At 67.7% G+C, this 20,401-nt stretch carries 18 protein-coding genes; 12 read left to right on the forward strand and 6 right to left on the reverse strand.

The window, feature by feature from the left end; genetic code table 11:
- Positions 1-53 precede the first annotated feature (53 nt).
- The gene (locus DFQ15_RS01085; protein ID WP_233504208.1) at positions 54-2,225 is read right to left on the reverse strand and encodes a heavy metal translocating P-type ATPase; all 2,172 of its coding nucleotides are present in this window, start codon (positions 2,223-2,225) and stop codon (positions 54-56) included.
- A gap of 78 nt (positions 2,226-2,303) precedes the next feature.
- Between DFQ15_RS01085 and DFQ15_RS01090 the strand changes: the two genes are divergently transcribed.
- From DFQ15_RS01090 to DFQ15_RS17500, 5 genes are all read left to right on the forward strand, one after another.
- Entirely contained in the window at positions 2,304-2,765 is a 462-nt protein-coding gene (locus DFQ15_RS01090) for a MerR family transcriptional regulator (RefSeq protein ID WP_110464185.1), read from the forward strand.
- Between the two features lie 160 nt (positions 2,766-2,925).
- Positions 2,926-3,819: a methionine ABC transporter ATP-binding protein gene (locus DFQ15_RS01095; RefSeq protein WP_110464186.1), complete on the forward strand. Its 894-nt coding sequence runs from the start codon at positions 2,926-2,928 to the stop codon at positions 3,817-3,819.
- Positions 3,816-4,478, forward strand: a complete 663-nt coding sequence (locus DFQ15_RS01100; RefSeq protein ID WP_110464187.1) for a methionine ABC transporter permease — start codon at positions 3,816-3,818, stop codon at positions 4,476-4,478. Before DFQ15_RS01095 ends, DFQ15_RS01100 begins: the two co-directional genes overlap by 4 nt.
- Before the next feature lie 55 nt (positions 4,479-4,533).
- Entirely contained in the window at positions 4,534-5,346 is an 813-nt protein-coding gene (locus tag DFQ15_RS01105; protein WP_110464260.1) for a MetQ/NlpA family ABC transporter substrate-binding protein, read from the forward strand.
- Between the two features lie 232 nt (positions 5,347-5,578).
- On the forward strand, positions 5,579-5,749 hold the full coding sequence (locus DFQ15_RS17500) for a hypothetical protein (protein ID WP_199399789.1): 171 nt from the start codon (positions 5,579-5,581) through the stop codon (positions 5,747-5,749).
- A gap of 101 nt (positions 5,750-5,850) precedes the next feature.
- On the opposite strand, the gene DFQ15_RS01110 is transcribed toward DFQ15_RS17500, so the two are convergent.
- From DFQ15_RS01110 to lptF, 5 genes are read right to left on the reverse strand one after another with little or no spacing between them, the layout of a single operon-like run.
- Positions 5,851-7,035 carry a pyridoxal phosphate-dependent aminotransferase gene (locus tag DFQ15_RS01110; RefSeq protein WP_110464261.1) on the reverse strand — a complete coding sequence of 395 codons (1,185 nt, stop codon included), beginning with the start codon at positions 7,033-7,035 and terminating at the stop codon, positions 5,851-5,853.
- 8 nt (positions 7,036-7,043) lie between these two features.
- Complete coding sequence (locus DFQ15_RS01115; RefSeq protein WP_110464188.1) at positions 7,044-7,985, reverse strand: CysB family HTH-type transcriptional regulator; 942 nt, start codon at positions 7,983-7,985, stop codon at positions 7,044-7,046.
- Between the two features lie 45 nt (positions 7,986-8,030).
- Positions 8,031-8,405: a sirohydrochlorin chelatase gene (locus tag DFQ15_RS01120; protein WP_110464189.1), complete on the reverse strand. Its 375-nt coding sequence runs from the start codon at positions 8,403-8,405 to the stop codon at positions 8,031-8,033.
- Positions 8,402-9,508, reverse strand: coding sequence for an LPS export ABC transporter permease LptG (gene lptG / locus DFQ15_RS01125; protein ID WP_110464190.1), 1,107 nt, complete (start codon positions 9,506-9,508; stop codon positions 8,402-8,404). Before lptG ends, DFQ15_RS01120 begins: the two co-directional genes overlap by 4 nt.
- Complete coding sequence (gene lptF, locus DFQ15_RS01130; protein ID WP_110464191.1) at positions 9,505-10,602, reverse strand: LPS export ABC transporter permease LptF; 1,098 nt, start codon at positions 10,600-10,602, stop codon at positions 9,505-9,507. Before lptF ends, lptG begins: the two co-directional genes overlap by 4 nt.
- Positions 10,603-10,627: 25 nt before the next feature.
- Here lptF and DFQ15_RS01135 point away from each other — a divergent pair, with 25 nt between their 5' ends.
- The 7 genes from DFQ15_RS01135 to lpdA all read left to right on the forward strand — a co-directional run bounded on the left by DFQ15_RS01135 (position 10,628) and on the right by lpdA (position 20,333).
- On the forward strand, positions 10,628-12,118 hold the full coding sequence (locus tag DFQ15_RS01135; RefSeq protein ID WP_110464262.1) for a leucyl aminopeptidase: 1,491 nt from the start codon (positions 10,628-10,630) through the stop codon (positions 12,116-12,118).
- 34 nt (positions 12,119-12,152) lie between these two features.
- A complete protein-coding gene (locus DFQ15_RS01140) occupies positions 12,153-12,584 on the forward strand; it encodes a DNA polymerase III subunit chi (protein ID WP_110464192.1) in 432 nt (143 codons plus the stop codon).
- A 3-nt stretch (positions 12,585-12,587) separates the two neighbouring features.
- A complete protein-coding gene (locus tag DFQ15_RS01145) occupies positions 12,588-13,016 on the forward strand; it encodes a hypothetical protein (RefSeq protein WP_110464193.1) in 429 nt (142 codons plus the stop codon).
- 115 nt (positions 13,017-13,131) lie between these two features.
- The gene (locus DFQ15_RS01150; protein WP_110464194.1) at positions 13,132-14,262 is read left to right on the forward strand and encodes a branched-chain amino acid ABC transporter substrate-binding protein; all 1,131 of its coding nucleotides are present in this window, start codon (positions 13,132-13,134) and stop codon (positions 14,260-14,262) included.
- A gap of 268 nt (positions 14,263-14,530) precedes the next feature.
- The gene (locus DFQ15_RS01155) at positions 14,531-17,398 is read left to right on the forward strand and encodes a 2-oxoglutarate dehydrogenase E1 component (RefSeq protein ID WP_110464195.1); all 2,868 of its coding nucleotides are present in this window, start codon (positions 14,531-14,533) and stop codon (positions 17,396-17,398) included.
- 69 nt (positions 17,399-17,467) lie between these two features.
- On the forward strand, positions 17,468-18,727 hold the full coding sequence (gene odhB, locus DFQ15_RS01160; protein ID WP_110464196.1) for a 2-oxoglutarate dehydrogenase complex dihydrolipoyllysine-residue succinyltransferase: 1,260 nt from the start codon (positions 17,468-17,470) through the stop codon (positions 18,725-18,727).
- A 178-nt stretch (positions 18,728-18,905) separates the two neighbouring features.
- The gene (lpdA, locus tag DFQ15_RS01165) at positions 18,906-20,333 is read left to right on the forward strand and encodes a dihydrolipoyl dehydrogenase (protein WP_110464197.1); all 1,428 of its coding nucleotides are present in this window, start codon (positions 18,906-18,908) and stop codon (positions 20,331-20,333) included.
- Positions 20,334-20,401 lie beyond the last annotated feature (68 nt).

Raw genomic sequence — 20,401 nt, forward strand, 5'->3', positions numbered from 1 at the left:
CATCGCGGCGAATGCTATGAAAATAATAGCATATGGTCGTTTTACTGCGCCGGCTACAGGCGCTTTTGGCTCGAAATTCCACGCGGCGCGGTGTCGCGCCCCGGCATCGGCATCTGCCGCAGCATGCGCAGGCCGTTGGTCACCACCAGCAGGCTGGCGCCCATGTCGGCGAACACGGCCATCCACATGGTGGCCACGCCGGCCAGCGCCAGCGCGAAGAACACCAGCTTGATGCCCAGCGCCAGCGCGATGTTCTGCCACAGCACGGCGTGGGTGCGGCGCGAGAGGCGCACCGTCTCGGCCACCCGGCGCAGGTCGTCGTTCAAGATGACCACGTCGGCCACCTCCATCGCCACGTCGGTGCCGGCGCCGCCCATCGCGAAGCCGATGTCGGCCCTGGCGAGCGCCGGCGCGTCGTTGATGCCGTCGCCGGCCATCGCGGTCATGCCGTGGCGCTGCTGCAGGGCGGCGATCGCGGCCAGCTTGTCCTGCGGCAGCAGGCTGTGCTGCACCTGGTCGATGCCGGCCTCGGCGGCGGCCGCCTGGGCGGCGGCGCCGTTGTCGCCGGTGAGCATGACCGGCACGATGCCGAGCGCCTTCAACTGCGCGACGGCGTCGCGGGCCTCGGGGCGCAGGGTGTCGGCCACGGCGAAGAGGGCGCGCACCGCGTCGGCGTCGGCCAGCAGCGTGACGCTGCGGCCCTGCGATTCGTGCGCGGCGACGGCATCGGCCACGCACGCGGTCCACACGCCGTTTTCCTGCATCAGGCGGCGGTTGCCCAAGCGCCATGTCCGGCCCGCTACCCGGCCCTGGACGCCGCGGCCGGGCAGGGCCTCGAAGTCGTCCACCGCCGACTCCTGCGGCACATGCGCATCGGCGGCCGACAGGCCGGCGGCGATGGCGCGGGACACCGGGTGGTCGGACCGGCCGGCCAGCGAGGCGGCCACGTCGGTCGCCGCGTCGCTGCCGAAGGTCTGCTGCGCCACCAGCACCGGCCGGCCGGCGGTCACCGTGCCGGTCTTGTCGAAGGCCACGGCGCGGATGCCGCGCGCCTCTTCCAGCCCCTTGCCGCCTTTGACCAGGATGCCCCGGCCGGCCGCGGCCGCCAGCGCGCTCACCACCGTCACCGGCGTGGCCAGCACCAGGGCGCAGGGGCAGGCGATCACCAGCAGCACCAGGGCGCGGTAGACGGCGTCGGGCCAGGTCCAGCCCAGCAGCAGCGGCGCGCCCACGGCGACGGCCACCGCCATCACGAAGACGGCCGGTGTGTAGACGGCGGCGAAGCGGTCGACGAAGCGCTGGGTGGGCGCGCGGCTGGCCTGGGCCTCTTCCACCGCGCGGATGATCCGGTCGAGCGTGGTGGCACCGGCGACCGAGGTCACGGTGGCCTCCAGTGCCGCCTGGGCGTTGAGCGTTCCGGCGTAGAGCGCGTCGCCGGGCGTTTTGTCGACGGCCAGGCTCTCGCCGGTGACGCTCGATTCGTCCACCGCGCCGCGGCCGGCGGTCACCGTGCCGTCGAGCGGGACGCGGCCGCCGGGGCGGATGCGCATCACCGCGCCCAGCACCACGCTGTCCGCCGGCACGGTGCGCCAGCCGCCGTCGGGCTGGCGGATCTCGGCCTCGTCGGGGCTCAGCGCCAGCAGGGCGCCGATGGCGTTGCGAGCCCGGTCGGCGGCACGCTCCTCGATCCGCTCGGCCAGGGCGTAGAGCGCCATCACCATCGCGGCCTCGGGCCACTGGCCGATGAGGAAGGCGCCGGTCACCGCCACCGCCATCAGGGCGCTGATGCCCAGCCGGCCGCGCAGCAGGGAGCGCAGGCCGCTGCGGTAGATGCCCAGGCCGGCCAGGCCGATGGCGAGCGCGGCCAGTGCCATGCCGGCGATGTTCCACGCGGCGGCGTCGGGGCCCAGCAGGTGCAGCAGTTCCGATCCCAGCGCCACGACCAGCGCCGCGCCGATGCGGCCCCAGCCGGGCAGCGCGCCATGGTCGTGGCCGGCATGGTCGCCTTCGCTTCCATGGGCGTGGCCGTCGTGGGAGGTGTGCCCGTCTGCAGCTTCGGCGGCGGGTGCGGCAGCGCCTGCCGTGCCGCACCCGCCGCCGCAGCAGGAGACTGCGATCCGGGCGGCGCCCGGGTCGCGCACCGGTGCGGTGCCCGCCGGTGGGGCCGGCCGGTGCCGGTGCGACTCGTCGGGGTGGTGATCGTGCGTGGGAATGCGGTCGGCCATGAAAATCCTGAAAGATCGGGGCAGCGGAAACCTGCCATGCGATCATTGAAAACCTTGAAGCCACTCGAAGGTCAACCCATGCCGGCAGAAAGCCCCCGCCACCGTATCGGCGAAGCCGCTCGCCTGTCGGGCGTGCCGGCGGCCACGATCCGCTATTACGAGAAGGAGGCGCTGTTGCAGGCCCAGGCCCGCGAAGGCAACCGGTACCGGCTCTATACCGACGACGAGGTGCACCGGCTGCGCTTCATCCGGCTGTGCCGGGCGATGGACATGTCGCTGGTCGAGGTGCGGACGCTGCTGGCGCTCGACCTGAACGACCCGGCCGACTGTGCCCGCGCCAGCGACGCACTCACCGCCCACCTGGGCCATGTGCAGGAACGGCTTCAGGAACTGCACGCGCTGGAGCGGGACCTGACGGCACTGCGCGACCGCTGCAGCGGCCACGGCGGGCGCTGCGGCATCATCGAAACCCTGCATGTCCGGGCCGACGCGCAGCCGCCTGTCGATCTGACGGCACCGGGGGTGCGAAGGCACGTGTAGGGATTCCGGTGACGAAGGGCGGTTGCTTATGCCTTGACTGCATAAGATTACGATTTTTCATCGTTCTTCATTTTTGACCGGGCCGCGATAATCGCGCCTTCGCCGGTTCCGACCCGCCTTCCGACCATGCCGACCCGCAGGGGTGCCGGTTTTCCACGCAATGAGTTCATCTTCCGCGGCGCTCGCGTCGCCCCCGCCGGTCATCCGCCTCGACGGTGTCGGCAAGACCTTCCACCTGCCCGACGGCACGGTGTTCGATGCGGTCCGGCAGGTCTCGCTCGACATCGCCACCGGCGACATCTACGGCCTGATCGGCAAGAGCGGCGCCGGCAAATCCACGCTGCTGAGGCTGATCAACCTGCTGGAGCGGCCCGATCGCGGCCGGGTGCTGGTCGACGGCCGCGACCTCACCGCGCTCACCAAGACCCAGTTGCGCGACACGCGCCAGACCATCGGCATGATCTTCCAGCAGTTCAACCTGCTGCAGAACGCCAGCGTGTTCGACAACGTGGCGTTCCCGCTGAAGATCCACGGCAACCACGACAGGAAGGCCATCGCCCAGCGGGTGCGGGAATGCCTCGACGTCGTGGGCCTGGCCGAGAAGATCGACAGCTACCCGGCGCAGCTCTCGGGCGGGCAGAAGCAGCGGGTGGCGATCGCCCGGGCGCTGGCGCCCCGGCCGCAGGTGCTGCTGTGCGACGAGCCGACCTCGGCGCTCGACACCGAAACCACCCGCTCGGTGCTGCAGACGCTGGCCGAGATCAACCGCCGCCTGGGCGTGACCATCGTCATCGTGACGCACGAGCTGTCGGTGGTGCAGAACATCTGCCGCCACGTGGCGGTGCTTGAGAAGGGCGAGCTGGTGGAGGAGTTCGCCTTGGGCGACGCCGCCGCCACCCGCACCAGCGCGCTCGGCCGGGAGCTGGCCAGGCTGGAGCACCGCCATGCGCTGCTGACCCGGATCGAGGCCGAGGATGCGGCCACCGCGGCCGCCACCCCGGCGCGCGCCGATGCGTCTTCCGCCGCCGCGCGCCAGGGGGAGGCGGTGCAGTGAGCGACAACATCCTCGCGATCCTGCCCGAGCTGTGGACGGCCGCCGGACAGACTTTCGTGATGTTGGCCATCGGCCTGACCGCGGCCATCCTGCTCGGCGGCCCGCTGGGCGTGCTGCTGTTCCTGCTGGGGCCGGGCCAGTCGCTCGACAACAAGCCGGCCTTCCTGGTGCTGAACTGGATCGTGAACGTGGTGCGCTCGTTTCCGTTCATCATCCTGCTGGTGGCGCTTGTGCCCTTCACCCGCATCATCGCCGGTACCTCCATCGGGCCGCTGGCCGCAGCGGTGCCGCTGTCCTTCGCCGCGATTCCGTACTTCGCCCGCCTGGTGGACCAGTGCCTGCGCGAAGTGCCACGCGGCGTGATCGAGGCGGCCCATGCGATGGGCGCGACCGAGCTGCAGATCGTCTGGCGGGTGCTGGTGGTCGAGGCCCGCTCGGGCCTGGTCCTGGCGTTGACGGTGCTGGCGGTGAGCTTTCTCTCCTACTCGGCCGTGGCCGGCGTGGTGGGCGGCGGCGGCATCGGCGACCTGGCGATCCGCTACGGCTACTATCGCTTCCAGACCGATGTGATGGTGCTCACCGTGGCGCTGCTGGTGGTGCTGGTGCAGATCCTCCAGGTCACCGGCAACACGCTCGCGCGCCGGCTCGACAAGCGCTGACACGGCGCATCCCACAAGAACCACCGCCCATTTTTATCCGAGGAGCCACACCATGATGTCGATCCAACGCCGCCTGCTGACCGCCCTGGTCGCCGCCACCCTGGGCGCCGCCGCCGTCGGGGCCTACGCACAGGCCGACAAGAAGAACCTCACCATCGGCGCCACCGCCGGCTCCAACATGGACCAGCTCAAGCAGGGCATCGTGCCGATCCTGCAGAAGCAGGGCTACACGGTGAAGCTGGTCGAGTTCAACGACTACGTGCAGCCCAACCAGGCGCTGGCCCAGGGCTCGCTCGATGCCAACTTCTTCCAGCACCGGGTCTACCTGCAGAAGTTCGCGGCCGACCAGAAGCTCGACATCGTCGAAATCGTGCAGGGCCCGATCGCGCCGCTGGGCGTGTACTCGAAGAACCGCAAGTCCCTGGCCGAGGCCAGGGAAGGCGACCGCGTCACGCTGCCGAACGACCCGAGCAACCTGGCCCGCGCGCTGGTGCTGCTGCAGCAGAACCAGCTGGTGACGCTCAAGCCCGGCATCGACGCGCTGCGCGCGTCGGAGAAGGACCTGGCCGAAAACCCGCGCAAGCTGAAATTCATTCCGCTGGAAGCCGCCCAGCTGCCGCGCTCGATCGGCGATACCGAGTACGCCATCATCAACGGTAACTTCGCGATCTCGTCGGGCCTCAAGCTGTCGGAAGCCGTGGCACTGGAGAAGACGCCCGACCATTACCTGAACGTGGTGGCGGTCAAGCGCGCGGACAAGGACACGCCGTGGGCCAAGGCCATCGCCCTGGCCTACCGCTCGCCCGAATTCAAGGCCACGGTCGACAAGAACTTCGCCGGCTACGCCAAGCCGTCGTTCCTGCAGTAGATCCGTACGGCGGCCTGCCGACCGGTCCGCAGCCCTTAGAGCGGCTAACACAACCCAGCGAAGCGGTTCTGGCTAGGCGCCGCATCGCAGACAGTACGAGTAGTACGACAAGGTGCGGCAACGACGCCAGAAGGGTTGTGTTAGCCGCTCTTATCGGGATCGCGTCCCGGAACCGCCGCTTTTATGTGGCCTAATTCCGGGTTTGCCATCCAACATTCAACAAGGAGTTTTCATGGGTAACAAGATCGTGACAGAAGCGGATCGCAAGGCGACCCCACCGTTGCCGGCACTGCCGGGTATGACGCTCAAGACCGGCGGCCGTGGCCAGAAGGTCAGCCTCGAGCGCGGCAAGGCCACGCGCAGCAAGAAGAACCCGGGCAAGCGTCCCAGCAAGGGCGGTTGAGCGGCGTGTGCCCCGACCGGGCGCCGCGAAAAAAGGCCGTGGAACGCAGATTCCACGGCCTTTTTGCTTGTAGCGGGTCCGCGGTGCCCGCCACGGCGGCGTCAGAGCCTGCACAAGCGCTTGAGCGCGGCGTGCAGCGTCTCGTCGCGCTTTGCGAAGCAGAAGCGCACCACATGCTGGTCGAAGCCGTCGCCGTAGAAGGCGGACAGCGGAATCGCCGCCACGCCGTGGGTGCGCGCCAGCCATTGGCAAAACCCGGCCTCCGGCAGATCGCTGACGGCCGAGATGTCCACGCACTGGAAATAGCTGCCCTCGCTCGGCAGCAGGCGCAGCCGGGAGCCTTCGAGACCCGCGCGGAACAAGTCCCGCTTGGCGCGGTAGAAAGCGGGCAGCTGCAGGTAGGGCCGCGTATCGGCCAGGTAGTCGGCGATGCCCTGCTGCATCGGCGTGTTGACGGTGAACACGTTGAACTGGTGCACCTTGCGGAACTCGGCCGTCAACGCCTTCGGTGCCGCGACGTAGCCGACCTTCCAGCCGGTGACATGGAAGGTCTTGCCGAAGCTCGACACCACGAAGGCGCGCGCCGCCAAGCCGGGGCACCGCGACGCGCTCTGGTGTTCGCCGTCGAACACCATGTGCTCGTAGACCTCGTCGCTGATCAGCAGCACGTCGGTCGGCGCCAGCAGCGCCTCCAGCTGCAGCATGTCCTCGCGCGTCCAGACGGTGGCGCTGGGGTTGTGGGGCGAGTTGACGACGATGGCCCGGGTGCGCGGCGTCAGTGCCGCGGCGATCCGCGCGAAATCGGGCCGGAAGGTGCCGGGCACCAGCGGCACCCGCACCACCGTGCCGCCCGCCAGCTCGATGTTGGGTACGTAGCTGTCGTAGCACGGCTCCAGCACCACCACCTCGTCGCCGGGGCGGACCACGGCCAGTATGGCGGTGATGATCGCCTGCGTCGCGCCGGCGGTGACGGTGATCTCCTCGGCCGCGCTGTAGCGGGTGCCGTGCATCGCCTCGATCTTGTCGACGATCGCATCGCGCAGCGCCGGCAGGCCGGCCATCGCCGGATACTGGTTGGCTCCGGCGCGCATCGCGGCGGCCACCGCGTCGATCAGGCGCGGGTCGCAGTCGAAGTCGGGAAAGCCCTGGCCGAGGTTGACCGCGCCGGTTTCGGCGGCCAGTGCCGACATCATGGTGAAGATGGTGGTGCCGACACGCGGGAGCTTGGTCTGCACCGGTGGCGTACGGGCCGGGATGGCCGGGGCGGGGGAGGTCGGTACGGACATGGGCACGGTCACAGGTCGTAGTCTTCGAAACGGCCGGACAGCGCCTTGGCGATCAGGTCGCGGCTGAGCCGTTCGCCGAGCAGCTCGGCGAACTCCAGCACGAAGTTGCGGAGGTAAGCGCTGCGCTTGAAGGCGACGCGCGTCAGGTTGCTGCCGAACAGGTGGCCCAGCGGGCGCACCACCAGGTCGGCGTTGGAATCGTCTCGCACCGCCATCTCCGCAACGACGCCCACGCCCAGTCCCAGCCGCACATAGGTTTTGATGACATCGGAATCGATCGCCTCCAGCGCGATGCGCGGTGCCAGCTTGCGGGCGGCGAATGCCTGGTCGATGCGGGTGCGGCCGGTGAAGGACGGATGGTAGGTGATGATCGGCTCGGCCGCGACGTCCTCGAGCGTCAGCCTCTCGAGCTGCGCCAGGGGGTGGCCCACCGGCACCACCAGTACATGCTGCCACTCGTAGCAGGGCAGGGTGACCAGGTCGCCGTAGTCGGCCAGCGACTCGGTGGCGATGCCGATCTCGGCGGTCTCGTCGAGCACCATGCGCGCCACCTGGTCGGGCGAGCCCTGGTGCAGGCTGACGTTGACCTTCGGGTAGGCTGTACGCAGTTGGGCGACCGGCACCGGCAGCACATAGCGGGCCTGGGTATGGGTGGTGGCGATCGAGAGGGTGCCGCTATCCTGCGCGCTGAACTGCTCGCCGATGCGGCGCAGGTTGCCCACCTCGCGCATGATCAGCTCGATGCTCTTGAGCACATGCTCGCCGGGCTCGGTCACGCGCTTGAGCCGCTTGCCGTGGCGGGCGAAGATCTCGACGCCCAGCTCTTCCTCCAGCTCGATGATCGCCTTCGACACACCGGGTTGCGAGGTGTGGAGTGCCTTGGCGGCCTCGGTGAGGTTCAGGTTCCGGCGCACCGCCTCCTGGACGAAGCGGAACTGGTGGAGGTTCATGCGGAAAGGTCTCGAAAAAGCTGCCGCATTATGCGGCCGTGCCGGCTAGCGACCCGCGGCGATCCGAGCCATCAGCGCCAGCATCGCGGGGTGCTCCCCGATGGAGGGCTGCAGGTCGAAGGCGATGGCCGGATGTCGCGCGCGCAGATCCTGCACCAGGGCCGGCAGGTCCTCCCGGGCATGGCGGCCGACGCCCAAGAACATGGGCACGATGCGGATCGTGCGTGCGCCTTGCGCTGCCAGCGACGCCACGGTTGGGGGCAACGCCGGCTCGGTCAGCTCCAGGTAGGCGCAGGCCACCGGCACCGCCGGCGCATCGGCACGCATTCGCGCGGCCACCGCTTCTATCGGCTTGCGCCACAGCGGGTCGCGGGAGCCGTGGCCGAACAGCACCACGGCGGTCGTCGGGTCTTGTGTCATCTTCGGAGTACCAGCCAGCTGAAGGCGCCCAGCGAGAGCACGGTATAGATCATCCCGGGCGCCGCGGCGGTGAGCCACGGCATCCAGCTCTGCAGGTTGCCGATGTAGCCGAACACGTTGTTCAGCAGGAAGAAACTCACGCCGGCCAGCACGCCGCCGAACACGTAGGCGGCGATGCCGCCCGAGCGGAAATGCAGGTAGGCGAAGGGCAACGCCAGCACCACCATCACCAGGCATGAGATCGGGTAGAACACTTTGCGCCAGAACTCGATCTCGTAGCGCTGCGCCGCCTGCCCGTTCGAGTCCAGGTGGCGGATGTACTGGAACAGGTCCAGCGTGCGCATCTTGTCGGGCTTGAGGAGGGAGGCGGCCACCATCTCGGCGCTGATGTGGGTCGGCCAGACGGCCTCGTCCTGGTGCTTGCGGTCGACCCGCGCCTTGTTGGCCACTTCGGTATGGAAGTCGCTGCGGTCGACCTTGCGCAGCGTCCAGAGATCGCCCGGCCCGAAGGTCGCGCTCTCGGCCGAGACGATACTGGAGACGAAGCCGCGGCTGTCGAAGCCGTAGATGCGCACCCCCGTCATCGTGCCGTCGGCGCCCAGGGAGCGCACGTTGGCCGAGTAGTCGCCGCCGCTTTGCTTCTCGCGCAGCCAGGCGCCGGTCTGGCCGATGGTGAGCTTGCCCTGGTAGCGGGCCTTGACCAGCGTGGCGGCCTTCTCGCCCGCCGGCGCGGCATAGTCGCCTACCGCCAGGGTCAGCAGCACGAACACCATGCCCAGCGACAGCAGCGTGCCCAGCGCCCGCCACGGACCGAGGCCGCTGGTGCGCAGGATCGTGTATTCGGAACTCTGCGCCAGCCGCGCCATCACGAAGATGGTGCCGATCAGCACCGTGATCGGCAGAAGTTCGTAGAGGTGGCTCGGGATCGACAGCGACACGAAGAGCAGCGCATGCTGCACCTGGTAGCCGTCGCTGCCACTACGGCCGATGTAGCGCAGCTCGTCGACGAAGTCGAAGAAGAAAAACAGCGCCAGGAAGCCCAGGGTGACGAAGGCCACGGCCCGCAGCACTTCGCCGTAGAGGAAGCGGCGGATCGTCTTCATGCGGCGGCTGCTCCGCTACGCCGGGCGCCGCGCCAGGTCCATTGCGTGTGGCGCCTGGCTAGCAGCAATGCGCTGGCGGCCAGCACACCGCCGTGCAACAGCACGATCACGCCGACGAAGTTGAGCTTGCCGCCCACCATCCAGCTCTGCGCCAGGTTCAGCAGGTTGTAGTACACGACGAAGGCGAACAGCGCGAACACCAGGTTGCCGCTGCGCCCGGCCCGCGGATTGACGTTGGAGATCGCCAGCGCCATCACCACGAAGTTGAAGCCGGCGAAGGCCAGGCCCAGCCGCCAGGCCAGCTCGGCCTGGTTGATGATGGTGGGATCGCGCAGGAGGTCCAGGGTGCTGCGCAGCTTGACCGGAATCTCTTCCTGATCGTCCAGCACGTTGGTCGCGATGCGGTTGGCGAATTCGCGGAACTCGCTGATCTTCAGGCCCGGCTTGCCGATGTGGCTTTCGAGCCGCTGGCCGTCGTTGAGCACCACGAAGCGGTCGTCGTTGAGGATCGCCAACCGGCCGGTGCGGGCCGAGGTTACTATCTCCTGGCCACGCTCCGACGCGGTGATGAACACGTTGCTCGCGGTCTGCGCATCGGGCGTGTCCTTGTCGATGAAAAACACCCGGTTGCCGCCGGCCGACTCCATGAACTGGCCGGGTGCCACGCGGTCGATGTCGCCGCGGCGCTCGTAGCGGTCCTTCATGCTCTGGATCTGGGTGTTGGCCCAGGGCCAGACCAGCAGGGCGAGCGCCGCGATCAGCGCCAGCACCGGCCAGGAAAAGCGCAGCAGCGGCCGCAGGAAGCTACCGAGGCCGCGGCCGCCCGACAGCCAGATCACCATCTCGCTGTCGCGGTACATCCGCGAGAGGGTACCGACGATGGAGACGAAGAGGCTCAGCGCCAGGATGGTGGGCAGCTGGCCGAGCACCGTATAGCCCATGACCAGCAGCACGTCGGACGGGTTGACGCTGCCGCGCGAGGCCTGGCCCAGCACCCGGATCAGCATGATGGTCATCACCACCGTGGCCAGCACCACCAGCGTCGCGCCGAAGCTCCGCGCGAGTTCCTTGCGGATGGAGGAATGGAATAACATGGAAGACCAAAAGAAAACATCGATTATGGACTTCCAACTCAAGACCCTGGACCTCGCAGGCGCCGCCGCGGAAAAGACCGACGCACTGGTATTGCTGGTGGCCGAAAGCGCCAGGCCGGGCGCCCATGCACTGGACCGCGCCATCGCCGACGCCCGCAAGGCGGGCGACTTCGAGCCCAAGGCCGGCAAGGTTCTGGCGCTCTACGGCCATGCGTCCAGCGCGGCGCGCCATACGGTGTTGGCGGGGGTGGGCGACGGCAGCGCCCGCGCGGTGCACAAGGCGGTGGTGGCCGCCGTCGGCGCGCTGAAGTCCCGTGCGGTACGGCGCCTGACCGTCGTGCTGCCGGCATTGCCCGATACCGCCGCGGCGGTCCAGGCGACGACGACGGCCGCTGCCGATGCCAGCTACGTCTTCACCACCACCAAGTCCAAGCCCGAGCCGCGCAAGCTGGAGAAGCTGACGCTGGCCGTGCCCGATGCGAACGCGGTGCGCGCCGCGTTCGATTGCGCCAGGGCCACGGTCGCCGGTGTCGAGTTCGCCAAGGAATGGGGCAACCGCCCCGCCAACTTCGCCACCCCCACGCTGCTGGCCGATGCCGCCAAGACGCTGGTCACCACACAGGTCAGGTGCGAGGTGCTGGGACCTCGCGAGGTCGCCAAGCTGGGCATGGGCTCCTTCATGGCGGTCGCCAAGGGCTCGGAGGAAGAGCTGCGGTTCATCGTGCTGCGCTACAACGGCGCCGCCAAGACCGATGCGCCGGTGGTGCTGGTCGGCAAGGGCATCACCTTCGACACCGGAGGCATCTCTATCAAGCCGTCGTCCGAGATGGACGAGATGAAGTTCGACATGTGCGGCGCCGCCAGCGTGCTCGGCACCTTCAAGGCCCTGGGCGAATTGAAGCCCGCGATCAACGTCGTCGGCCTGATCCCTTCCTGCGAGAACATGCCCGACGGCCGGGCCCTCAAGCCGAGCGACGTGGTGACCAGCATGAGCGGCCAGACGATCGAGGTGCTCAACACCGACGCCGAAGGCCGGCTGGTGCTCTGCGACGCGCTCACCTACGCCGAACGCTTCGATCCCCGCGCGGTGATCGACATCGCCACGCTGACCGGCGCCTGCGTGGTGGCGTTGGGCGCGGTGCGCAGCGGCATGTTCTCGGCCGACGACGCATTGGCCGCCGCGCTGCACCAGGCGGGCGAAGCGGCGCTCGACCCGTGCTGGCGCCTGCCGCTGGACGACGAATATGCCGAGGGCCTGAAGACGCCGTTCGCCGACGTCGCCAACATCGGTGGCCGTGTCGGCGGCGCGATCACCGCGGCGAAGTTCCTGCAGCGCTTCGCCGCCAAATTCCCCTGGGCGCATCTGGACATCGCCGGCAGCGCCTGGAAGGGTGGTGCCAGCAAGGGTGCTACCGGCCGGCCGGTGCCTTTGCTGCTCAACTACCTTCTAGCCCAGGTGGAACGACGATCTGCAGCTACGAAAAAGATAGCAACTAAAACTCGGGCCGCGTCGTGACGGTGGCGGACCGGCCGGCTGGAGCGCCCGCGCCGTGACCGAGATCGGCTTTCACTTCAACGCGCCCGACAAGCTGGCCTATGCCTGCCGGCTGCTGCGCAAGGCCACGGCCGGCGGTGCGCGGGTGGTGGTCGTGGTGCCGGGCACGTCGCTGGACCTGCTCGACCGCGGCCTGTGGAGCCTGTCGCCCACCGATTTCCTGGCCCATTGCCGCGCGACCGATCCCGAGCCGATGCGGCGCGCTTCACCGATAGTGCTGACCGAGGCGGCCGACACCGCGCTCCACCACCAGGTGCTGCTCAACCTGGGCCCGGAGGTGCCCCAGGGCTTCGGCCGGTTCGCCCGGCTGATCGAGGTCGTGTCGCTCGGCGACGAGGACGACCGCAAGGAGGCCCGCGCCCGGTGGAAGCACTATGCCGACAGGGGCTACTCCATCACCCGCCACGACCTGGCGCTGAAAGCCTGAACCATGCCGCAGAACCCTTCGACCGCCGCCGCGCCACGTTTCGTTCCGACCCTCACAGAAGTGGTGGATCGCCCTGCACCGGACGGCGGTGTGCGCGCCTCCGGCACCGCGGTTTCGGTCGCCGGCCCCGAAGCGGGGAGCGGGCCGGGCGCGCCCGCCGCCCCGCCTGCGACCCCGCAGGCGTTGCAGGAGCTGCAGGAGCTGCAGGAGCTGCAGGAGCAGATCACCCAGCGGGTGCTGGCGCGGGTCGACGCCGTCCTGGCCGGGCGCCTGAGCGATGCGATCGCGCTGGTGGTGCTGGAGCAGACCCGCTTCATGCTGCCCCGGCTGCGGGAGGAAATCGCGGGGGCGGTGCGCAATGCCGTGTCGGCGGCGCTCGCCCAGGAGCGCGACGCGCTGCAGGCGCAGGCCGGCCGCGGCGGGCCCGCATGAGTTCGCTCGGCGACGGCACCGCATGTTTACTCTGGTCCGGGCTCGGAAATTGCGGTAACGTCCGGCCCGTCGATTCCCCATCGGCTTCGATGTTTTCCCAACCGGAGGTTTTCATATGCACCTGAAGTTGAAGTTGACCCTGACCGCCGCGCTGGCCGCAGTCGCCGCCGTCTCGTTCGCGCAAGACACCCAAGTCATCAAGCTGGGGCATGTCGGCCCTGTCTCGGGCCCACAGGCCCACTACGGCCGCGACAACGAGAACGGCGCACGGATGGCGGTCGAGGAACTCAACACGCAGAACATCGTCATCAACGGCAAGAAGATCAAGTGGGAGCTGCAGGCAGAAGACGACGCGGCCGACCCGAAGCAGGGCACGGCCGCCGCGCAGAAGCTGTGCGATGCCAAGGTCGCCGGCGTGATCGGCCACCTGAACTCCGGCACCACACTGCCGGCATCGAAGGTCTACAACGACTGCGGCATTCCGCACGTGACCGGTTCGGCGACCAATCCGCTGCTGATGAAGCCGGGCTACAACACCACGTTTCGCATCATCTCGAACGACAATGCGCTGGGATCGGCCCTGGCCCTCTACGCGACCGACACGCTCAAGCTGAAGAAGATCGCGGTGATCGACGACCGTACCGCCTACGGCCAGGGCGTCGCTTCGGTATTCAAGAAGGCCGCTGCCGACAAGGGTGCGGAGATCGTCGCCGAGCAGTTCACCACCGACAAGGCCACCGACTTCATGGCGATCCTGACCGCCATCAAGGCCAAGGCACCGGACGGCATCTTCTTCGGCGGCATGGACCCGCAGGGCGGCCCGATGCTGCGGCAGATGGAGCAGCTCGGCATGTCGAACGTGAAGTTCTTCGGCGGCGACGGCATCTGTACCGCCGAGCTGGCCCGCCTCTCCGGCGGCGCCAAGACGCTGGGCAACGTGGTCTGCGCGGAGGGCGGCTCTTCCCTCGCCAAGATGCCCGGCGGCGAAGCCTGGAAGAAGCGCTACGACGCCAAGTTCCCCGGTCAGTTCCAGATCTACAGCCCGTACACCTACGACGCGACGATGCTGCTGGCCGATGCGATGAAACGCGCCAACTCGTGGGATCCCAAGGTCTACATCCCGGTGCTGCTGAAGTCCAACTACAACGGCGTGACCGCCACGATCGCCTTCGAGCCCAACGGCGAACTGAAGAATCCTTCCAGCACTTTGTACAACTACAAGGACGGCAAGCGCACCCCGCTGTGATGGCCTGAGGCGAACCGTCCGGTGCCGATCTGGCGGGTGTCGCCTCGGCGCTTCTGCCGCTGGTCCCCGCCTGCCGCGGTCCTTCCCAAATCCCGCATCGGGGCTGGTTTCCGGCCAGCCCCTGCGGGATTTTTTAGATGGCACAATCGCAGGCTGTACTCGGCCCCTTCCACAGCCACAGTCGCATCCGCCAACCGGTTCAGCCGTGTCGCGGAAGGTTTTCCAAACCAGCTAATGTTTTCCCAAGGGAAACGAAAGTAGCGCACCCATGAGCGAGACCACGTCTCTATACGACGCCTACCAGGGCAACACCTACCTCTTCGGCGGCAACGCGCCCTACGTGGAGGAGATGTACGAGAACTACCTGGAAAATCCCGGCAGCGTCCCGGACAACTGGCGCGAATACTTCGACGCCCTCCAGCATGTGCCGGCCACCGACGGCAGCGATGCCCGCGACGTGCCCCACCTGCCGGTCGTCAATGCCTTCGCCGAGCGCGCCAAGCAGGGACAGACCAAGGTCGTGGTCGCCAGCGCCGACTCGGAACTGGGCCGCAAGCGTACCGCCGTCCAGCAACTGATCGCCGCCTACCGCAACGTCGGTGTCCGCTGGGCCGATCTGGATCCGCTCAAGCGCACCGAGCGCGAGAACATCCCCGAGCTCGAGCTGTCGTTCTACGGCTTCACCGACGCCGACCAGGAGACGGTGTTCAACACGAGCAACACCTTCTTCGGCAAGGACACGATGCCCTTGCGCGAGCTGATGAACGCGCTGCGGGAAACCTACTGCGGCACCATCGGCGCCGAGTACATGTACACCACCGACCACGTGCAGAAGCGCTGGTGGCAGCAGAAGCTGGAAGGCGTCCGTACCAAGCCGAGCTTCAACAACGACCAGAAGAAGCGCATCCTCGACCGCCTGACCGCGGCCGAAGGCTTGGAGCGCTTCCTCCACACCAAGTACGTCGGCCAGAAGCGCTTCTCGCTCGAAGGCGGCGAGAGCTTCATCGCGGCGATGGACGCGTTGATCCAGGAAGCCGGCGCCAAGGGCGTGCAGGAAATCGTGATCGGCATGGCCCACCGCGGCCGCCTCAACGTGTTGGTGAACTCGCTGGGCAAGCTGCCGTCCGACCTGTTCGCCGAGTTCGACCACACTGCGCCGGAAGACCTGCCGAGCGGCGACGTGAAGTACCACCAGGGCTTCAGCTCCGACGTGAACACCCCCGGCGGCCCGGTGCACCTGAGCCTCGCGTTCAACCCGTCGCACCTGGAAATCGTGAACCCGGTGGTCGAAGGCTCGGTGCGGGCCCGGATGGACCGCCGCGGCGATCCGCAGGGCAAGCAGGTGCTGCCGGTGCTGGTGCACGGCGATGCCGCCTTCGCAGGCCAGGGCGTCATCATGGAAACGCTGGCGCTGGCCGAGACCCGTGGCTACCACACCGGCGGCACGGTGCACATCGTGATCAACAACCAGATCGGCTTCACCACCAGCGATCCGCGCGACAGCCGCTCGACGCTGTACTGCACCGACGTGGTCAAGATGATCGAATCGCCGGTGCTGCACGTCAACGGCGACGACCCCGAAGCCGTGGTGCTGGCGACGCAGCTGGCGCTCGAGTTCCGGACGGAGTTCCAGAAGGACGTCGTCGTCGACATCATCTGCTTCCGCAAGCTGGGCCACAACGAGCAGGACACCCCGTCGCTCACCCAGCCGCTGATGTACAAGAAGATCGCCGCCCACCCCGGCACGCGCAAGCTCTACGCCGACAAGCTGGCCACGCAAGGCCTGGGCGAGACGCTGGGCGACGACATGTTCAAGGCGTTCCGCGCCGCCATGGAGGCGGGCAAGCACACGGTCGATCCGGTGCTGACCAACTTCAAGGGCAAATACGCGGTCGACTGGAGCCCGTACCTGGGCAAGAAGTGGACCGACGCGGGCGACACCGCGATCCCGATGTCCGAGTGGAAGCGTCTGGCCGAGCGCGTGACGACGATACCGGAATCCGTCACCCCGCACCAGCTGGTCAAGAAGGTCTACGACGACCGCGCCGCGATGGGCCGTGGCGAGATCAACGTCGACTGGGGCATGGGCGAAACCATGGCCTACGCGTCGCTGGTGGCCAGCGGCTACCCGATCCGCCTGTCGGGCGAGGATTGCGGCCGCGGTACCTTCACCCACCGCCATTCGGTGATCCACGACCAGAAGCGCGAGAAGTTCGACGAGGGCACCTACACCCCGCTGCAGAACATCGCCGAGAACCAGGCACCCTTCGTCGTCATCGACTCGATCCTGTCCGAAGAAGCCGTGCTGGGCTTCGAGTACGGTTATGCCTCGAACGATCCAAACACCCTGGTGATCTGGGAAGCCCAGTTCGGCGATTTCGCCAATGGCGCGCAGGTGGTGATCGACCAGTTCATCGCGTCGGGCGAAGTGAAGTGGGGCCGCGTCAACGGCCTGACGCTGATGCTTCCGCACGGCTACGAAGGCCAGGGTCCCGAGCACAGCTCGGCGCGCCTGGAGCGCTTCATGCAGCTGTCGGCCGACACCAACATGCAGGTGGTCCAGCCCACCACGGCCAGCCAGATCTTCCACGTGCTGCGCCGCCAGATGGTGCGTGACCTGCGCAAGCCTCTGATCATCATGACGCCGAAGTCGCTGCTTCGGAACAAGGACGCGACCTCGCCGATCTCGGAGTTCACCGAAGGCGGCTTCCGCACCGTGATCGCCGAGAGCAAGGACCTGAAGGCCGACAAGATCAAGCGCGTGATCGCCTGCTCGGGCAAGGTCTACTACGACCTGGCCAAGAGGCGCGAAGAGAAGGGCGCCGACGACACCGTCATCCTGCGGGTTGAGCAGCTCTATCCGTTCCCGCACAAGGCCTTCGCCACCGAGCTGAAGAAGTACCCCAGCGTGACCGACATCGTGTGGTGCCAGGACGAGCCCCAGAACCAGGGTGCCTGGTTCTTCGTGCAGCACTACATCCACGAGAACATGGCCGACGGCCAGAAGCTCGGCTACTCCGGTCGCGCGGCTTCCGCCTCGCCGGCCGTGGGCTACTCGCACCTGCACCAGGAGCAGCAGAAGGCGCTTGTCGAAGGCGCGTTCGGCAAGCTCAAGGGCTTCGTGCTCTCGAAGTAAATCCGTCAGATCCAGAGGGAAGGGCGGTCGCGCCCTTCTGTTGTCCCGACATATCGAAAGAAGTACCCCATGGCCATCGTAGAAGTCAAAGTCCCCGAGTTGTCCGAATCCGTGGCGGAGGCCACCATGCTGCAGTGGAAGAAGAAGGTCGGCGACGCCGTCGCGGCCGACGAGATCCTGATCGAGATCGAAACCGACAAAGTGGTGCTGGAAGTGCCCGCACCGTCAGCCGGCGTGCTGACCGAACTGGTCGTCGCCGACGGCGGCACCGTCGTCACCGCGCAGGTGATCGCCAAGATCGACACCTCGGCCACCGCCAGCGCGCCGGCACCGGCCGCCGCCCCTGCAGCCGCCGCACCGGCCCCTGCCCCGGCCGCCGCCGCAGCGGCCACCCCCACCGGTGGCACCAAGTCCGACGTGGCGATGCCCGCCGCTGCAAAGCTGCTGGCCGACAACAACCTGAAGACGGGCGACGTGGCCGGTTCCGGTCGTGACGGCCGCGTTACCAAGGGCGACGTGCTGTCGGCCGTGGCCGCACCGAAGCCGGCCGCCGCTGCGCCGGCACCCGCCAAGGCGCCGCTGGCCGCCGTGGCCGCGCCGTCGGGCCCCAACTTCGCCCAGTTGGGCGAGCGTCCCGAGCAGCGCGTGCCGATGAGCCGCCTGCGCGCCCGCATCGCCGAGCGCCTGCTGCAGTCGCAATCGACCAACGCCATCCTGACCACGTTCAACGAGATCAACATGGCGCCGGTGATGGACATGCGCAAGCGTTTCCAGGACAGCTTCACCAAGGAGCACGGCGTCAAGCTCGGCTTCATGAGCTTCTTCGTCAAGGCCGCGGTGCACGCGCTGAAGAAGTATCCGGTGATCAACGCCTCGGTCGACGGCAACGACATCGTCTACCACGGCTACTTCGACATCGGCATCGCCGTCGGTTCGCCGCGCGGCCTGGTGGTGCCTATCCTGCGCAACGCCGACCAGATGAGCTTCGCCGACATCGAGAAGAAGATCGCCGAATTCGGCAAGAAGGCGCAGGACGGCAAGCTGGGCATCGACGACATGACCGGCGGCACCTTCTCCATCTCCAACGGCGGCACCTTCGGCTCGATGCTGTCGACCCCGATCATCAATCCTCCGCAGTCGGCCATCCTGGGCGTGCACGCCACCAAGGACCGCGCGGTGGTGGAGAACGGCCAGATCGTCGTTCGCCCGATGAACTACTTCGCGCTGTCGTACGACCACCGCATCATCGACGGCCGCGAAGCCGTGCTGGGCTTGGTCGCGATGAAGAATGCGCTGGAAGATCCGTCGCGTCTGCTGTTTGACATTTAACTAACCCCCAGGCTTCGCGCCACTTCGTGTCGCTTCGCCAACCCCCTTGCAGGGGGCAACACCAGCGGCCCGGCAAAGCCGGCTCCGCGGTGTTCTCGAACGGGCTTCGCTGCGCATGCCGCAGGTGACGAAGCGGTCGACACGGGCGCCGCCGGTGCCCTTCATTGAAAGAATCCACATGTCCCAACAATTCGACGTCATCGTCATCGGCGGCGGCCCCGGCGGCTACATCGCGGCCATCCGCGCGGCGCAACTCGGCTTCAAGGTCGCGGCCATCGACGAATGGAAGAACGACAAGGGCGGTCCCGCACCCGGCGGCACCTGCACCAACGTCGGCTGCATCCCGTCCAAGGCGCTGCTGCAGTCGTCCGAGCACTTCGAGTTCTCGCACAAGCATCTGGCCGAGCACGGCGTGAAGGTGTCGGGCGTCGAACTCGACCTGCCGACGCTGCTGGGCCGCAAGGACACCGTCGTCAAGCAGAACAACGACGGCATCCTGTACCTGTTCAAGAAGAACAAGATCAGTTTCTTCCACGGTCGCGGTTCGTTCGCGAAGGCGTCCGACGGCGGCTACGAGATCCAGATATCGGGCGCCAAGGAAGAGACGCTGTCGGCCAAGCAGGTCGTCATCGCCACCGGCTCCAACGCACGTGCGCTGCCCGGCACGCCGTTCGACGAGGTCAACGTGCTGTCGAACGACGGCGCGCTGCGCCTGGGCGCGGTGCCCAAGACGCTGGCGCTGATCGGCTCCGGCGTGATCGGCCTGGAGATGGGCTCGGTCTGGCGCCGCCTGGGTGCCGACGTGACCATCCTGGAAGGCCTGCCCACGTTCCTCGGCGCGGTCGACCAGCAGGTGGCCAAGGAAGCCAAGAAGGCTTTCGACAAGCAGGGCCTGAAGATCAACCTGGGCGTGAAGGTCGGCGAGATCAAGGCTTCGGACGCGGGTGTCTCGATCGCCTACACCGACGCCAAGGGCGAGGCGCAGACGCTGCAGGCCGACAAGCTGATCGTCTCGATCGGCCGCGTGCCCAACACCATCGGCCTGAACGGCGAAGCCGTCGGCCTGAAGCTCGACGAGCGCGGCGCGATCGTGGTGGACGACGAATGCAGTACGAACCTGCCTGGCGTCTGGGCGATCGGCGACGTGGTGCGCGGCCCGATGCTGGCGCACAAGGCCGAGGAAGAGGGCGTTGCCGTCGCCGAGCGCATGGCCGGCCAGCACGGCCACGTCAACTTCAACACGATCCCGTGGGTCATCTACACCAGCCCCGAGATCGCGTGGGTCGGCAAGACCGAAGAGCAGCTCAAGGCCGAGGGCGTCGCCTACAAGGCGGGCTCGTTCCCGTTCCTGGCCAACGGCCGGGCGCGGGCGCTGGGCGACACGACCGGTTTCGTCAAGTTCATCGCCGACGCGGCGACCGACGAGATCCTCGGCGTGCACATCGTCGGCCCGCAGGCCAGCGAACTGATCTCCGAAGCCGTCGTGGCGATGGAGTTCAAGGCGAGCGCGGAAGACATCGCCCGCATCTGCCACGCCCATCCGTCGTTGTCGGAAGCCACGAAGGAAGCCGCGCTGGCGGTCGACAAGCGCACGCTGAACTTCTGATCCTGTAAGCGAAAAGTGCCTGAAGCCGTTGTTTATCGACGGCTTCTTGCTATTTAAATGGTAGCAAT

Source organism: Xylophilus ampelinus (assembly GCF_003217575.1).
Classification (GTDB): Bacteria; Pseudomonadota; Gammaproteobacteria; order Burkholderiales; family Burkholderiaceae_C; genus Xylophilus; species Xylophilus ampelinus.

Bases quoted from the DNA above. Each gene is read 5' to 3' on its own strand.
- DFQ15_RS01085 (WP_233504208.1), bottom strand. From the start codon at position 2,225: ATGGCCGACCGCATTCCCACGCACGATCACCACCCCGACGAGTCGCAC.
- DFQ15_RS01090 (WP_110464185.1), top strand. From the start codon at position 2,304: ATGCCGGCAGAAAGCCCCCGCCACCGTATCGGCGAAGCCGCTCGCCTG.
- DFQ15_RS01095 (WP_110464186.1), top strand. From the start codon at position 2,926: ATGAGTTCATCTTCCGCGGCGCTCGCGTCGCCCCCGCCGGTCATCCGC.
- DFQ15_RS01105 (WP_110464260.1), top strand. From the start codon at position 4,534: ATGTCGATCCAACGCCGCCTGCTGACCGCCCTGGTCGCCGCCACCCTG.
- DFQ15_RS17500 (WP_199399789.1), top strand. From the start codon at position 5,579: ATGGGTAACAAGATCGTGACAGAAGCGGATCGCAAGGCGACCCCACCG.
- DFQ15_RS01110 (WP_110464261.1), bottom strand. From the start codon at position 7,035: ATGTCCGTACCGACCTCCCCCGCCCCGGCCATCCCGGCCCGTACGCCA.
- DFQ15_RS01115 (WP_110464188.1), bottom strand. From the start codon at position 7,985: ATGAACCTCCACCAGTTCCGCTTCGTCCAGGAGGCGGTGCGCCGGAAC.
- DFQ15_RS01120 (WP_110464189.1), bottom strand. From the start codon at position 8,405: ATGACACAAGACCCGACGACCGCCGTGGTGCTGTTCGGCCACGGCTCC.
- lptG (WP_110464190.1), bottom strand. From the start codon at position 9,508: ATGAAGACGATCCGCCGCTTCCTCTACGGCGAAGTGCTGCGGGCCGTG.
- lptF (WP_110464191.1), bottom strand. From the start codon at position 10,602: ATGTTATTCCATTCCTCCATCCGCAAGGAACTCGCGCGGAGCTTCGGC.
- DFQ15_RS01135 (WP_110464262.1), top strand. From the start codon at position 10,628: ATGGACTTCCAACTCAAGACCCTGGACCTCGCAGGCGCCGCCGCGGAA.
- DFQ15_RS01145 (WP_110464193.1), top strand. From the start codon at position 12,588: ATGCCGCAGAACCCTTCGACCGCCGCCGCGCCACGTTTCGTTCCGACC.
- DFQ15_RS01150 (WP_110464194.1), top strand. From the start codon at position 13,132: ATGCACCTGAAGTTGAAGTTGACCCTGACCGCCGCGCTGGCCGCAGTC.
- DFQ15_RS01155 (WP_110464195.1), top strand. From the start codon at position 14,531: ATGAGCGAGACCACGTCTCTATACGACGCCTACCAGGGCAACACCTAC.
- odhB (WP_110464196.1), top strand. From the start codon at position 17,468: ATGGCCATCGTAGAAGTCAAAGTCCCCGAGTTGTCCGAATCCGTGGCG.
- lpdA (WP_110464197.1), top strand. From the start codon at position 18,906: ATGTCCCAACAATTCGACGTCATCGTCATCGGCGGCGGCCCCGGCGGC.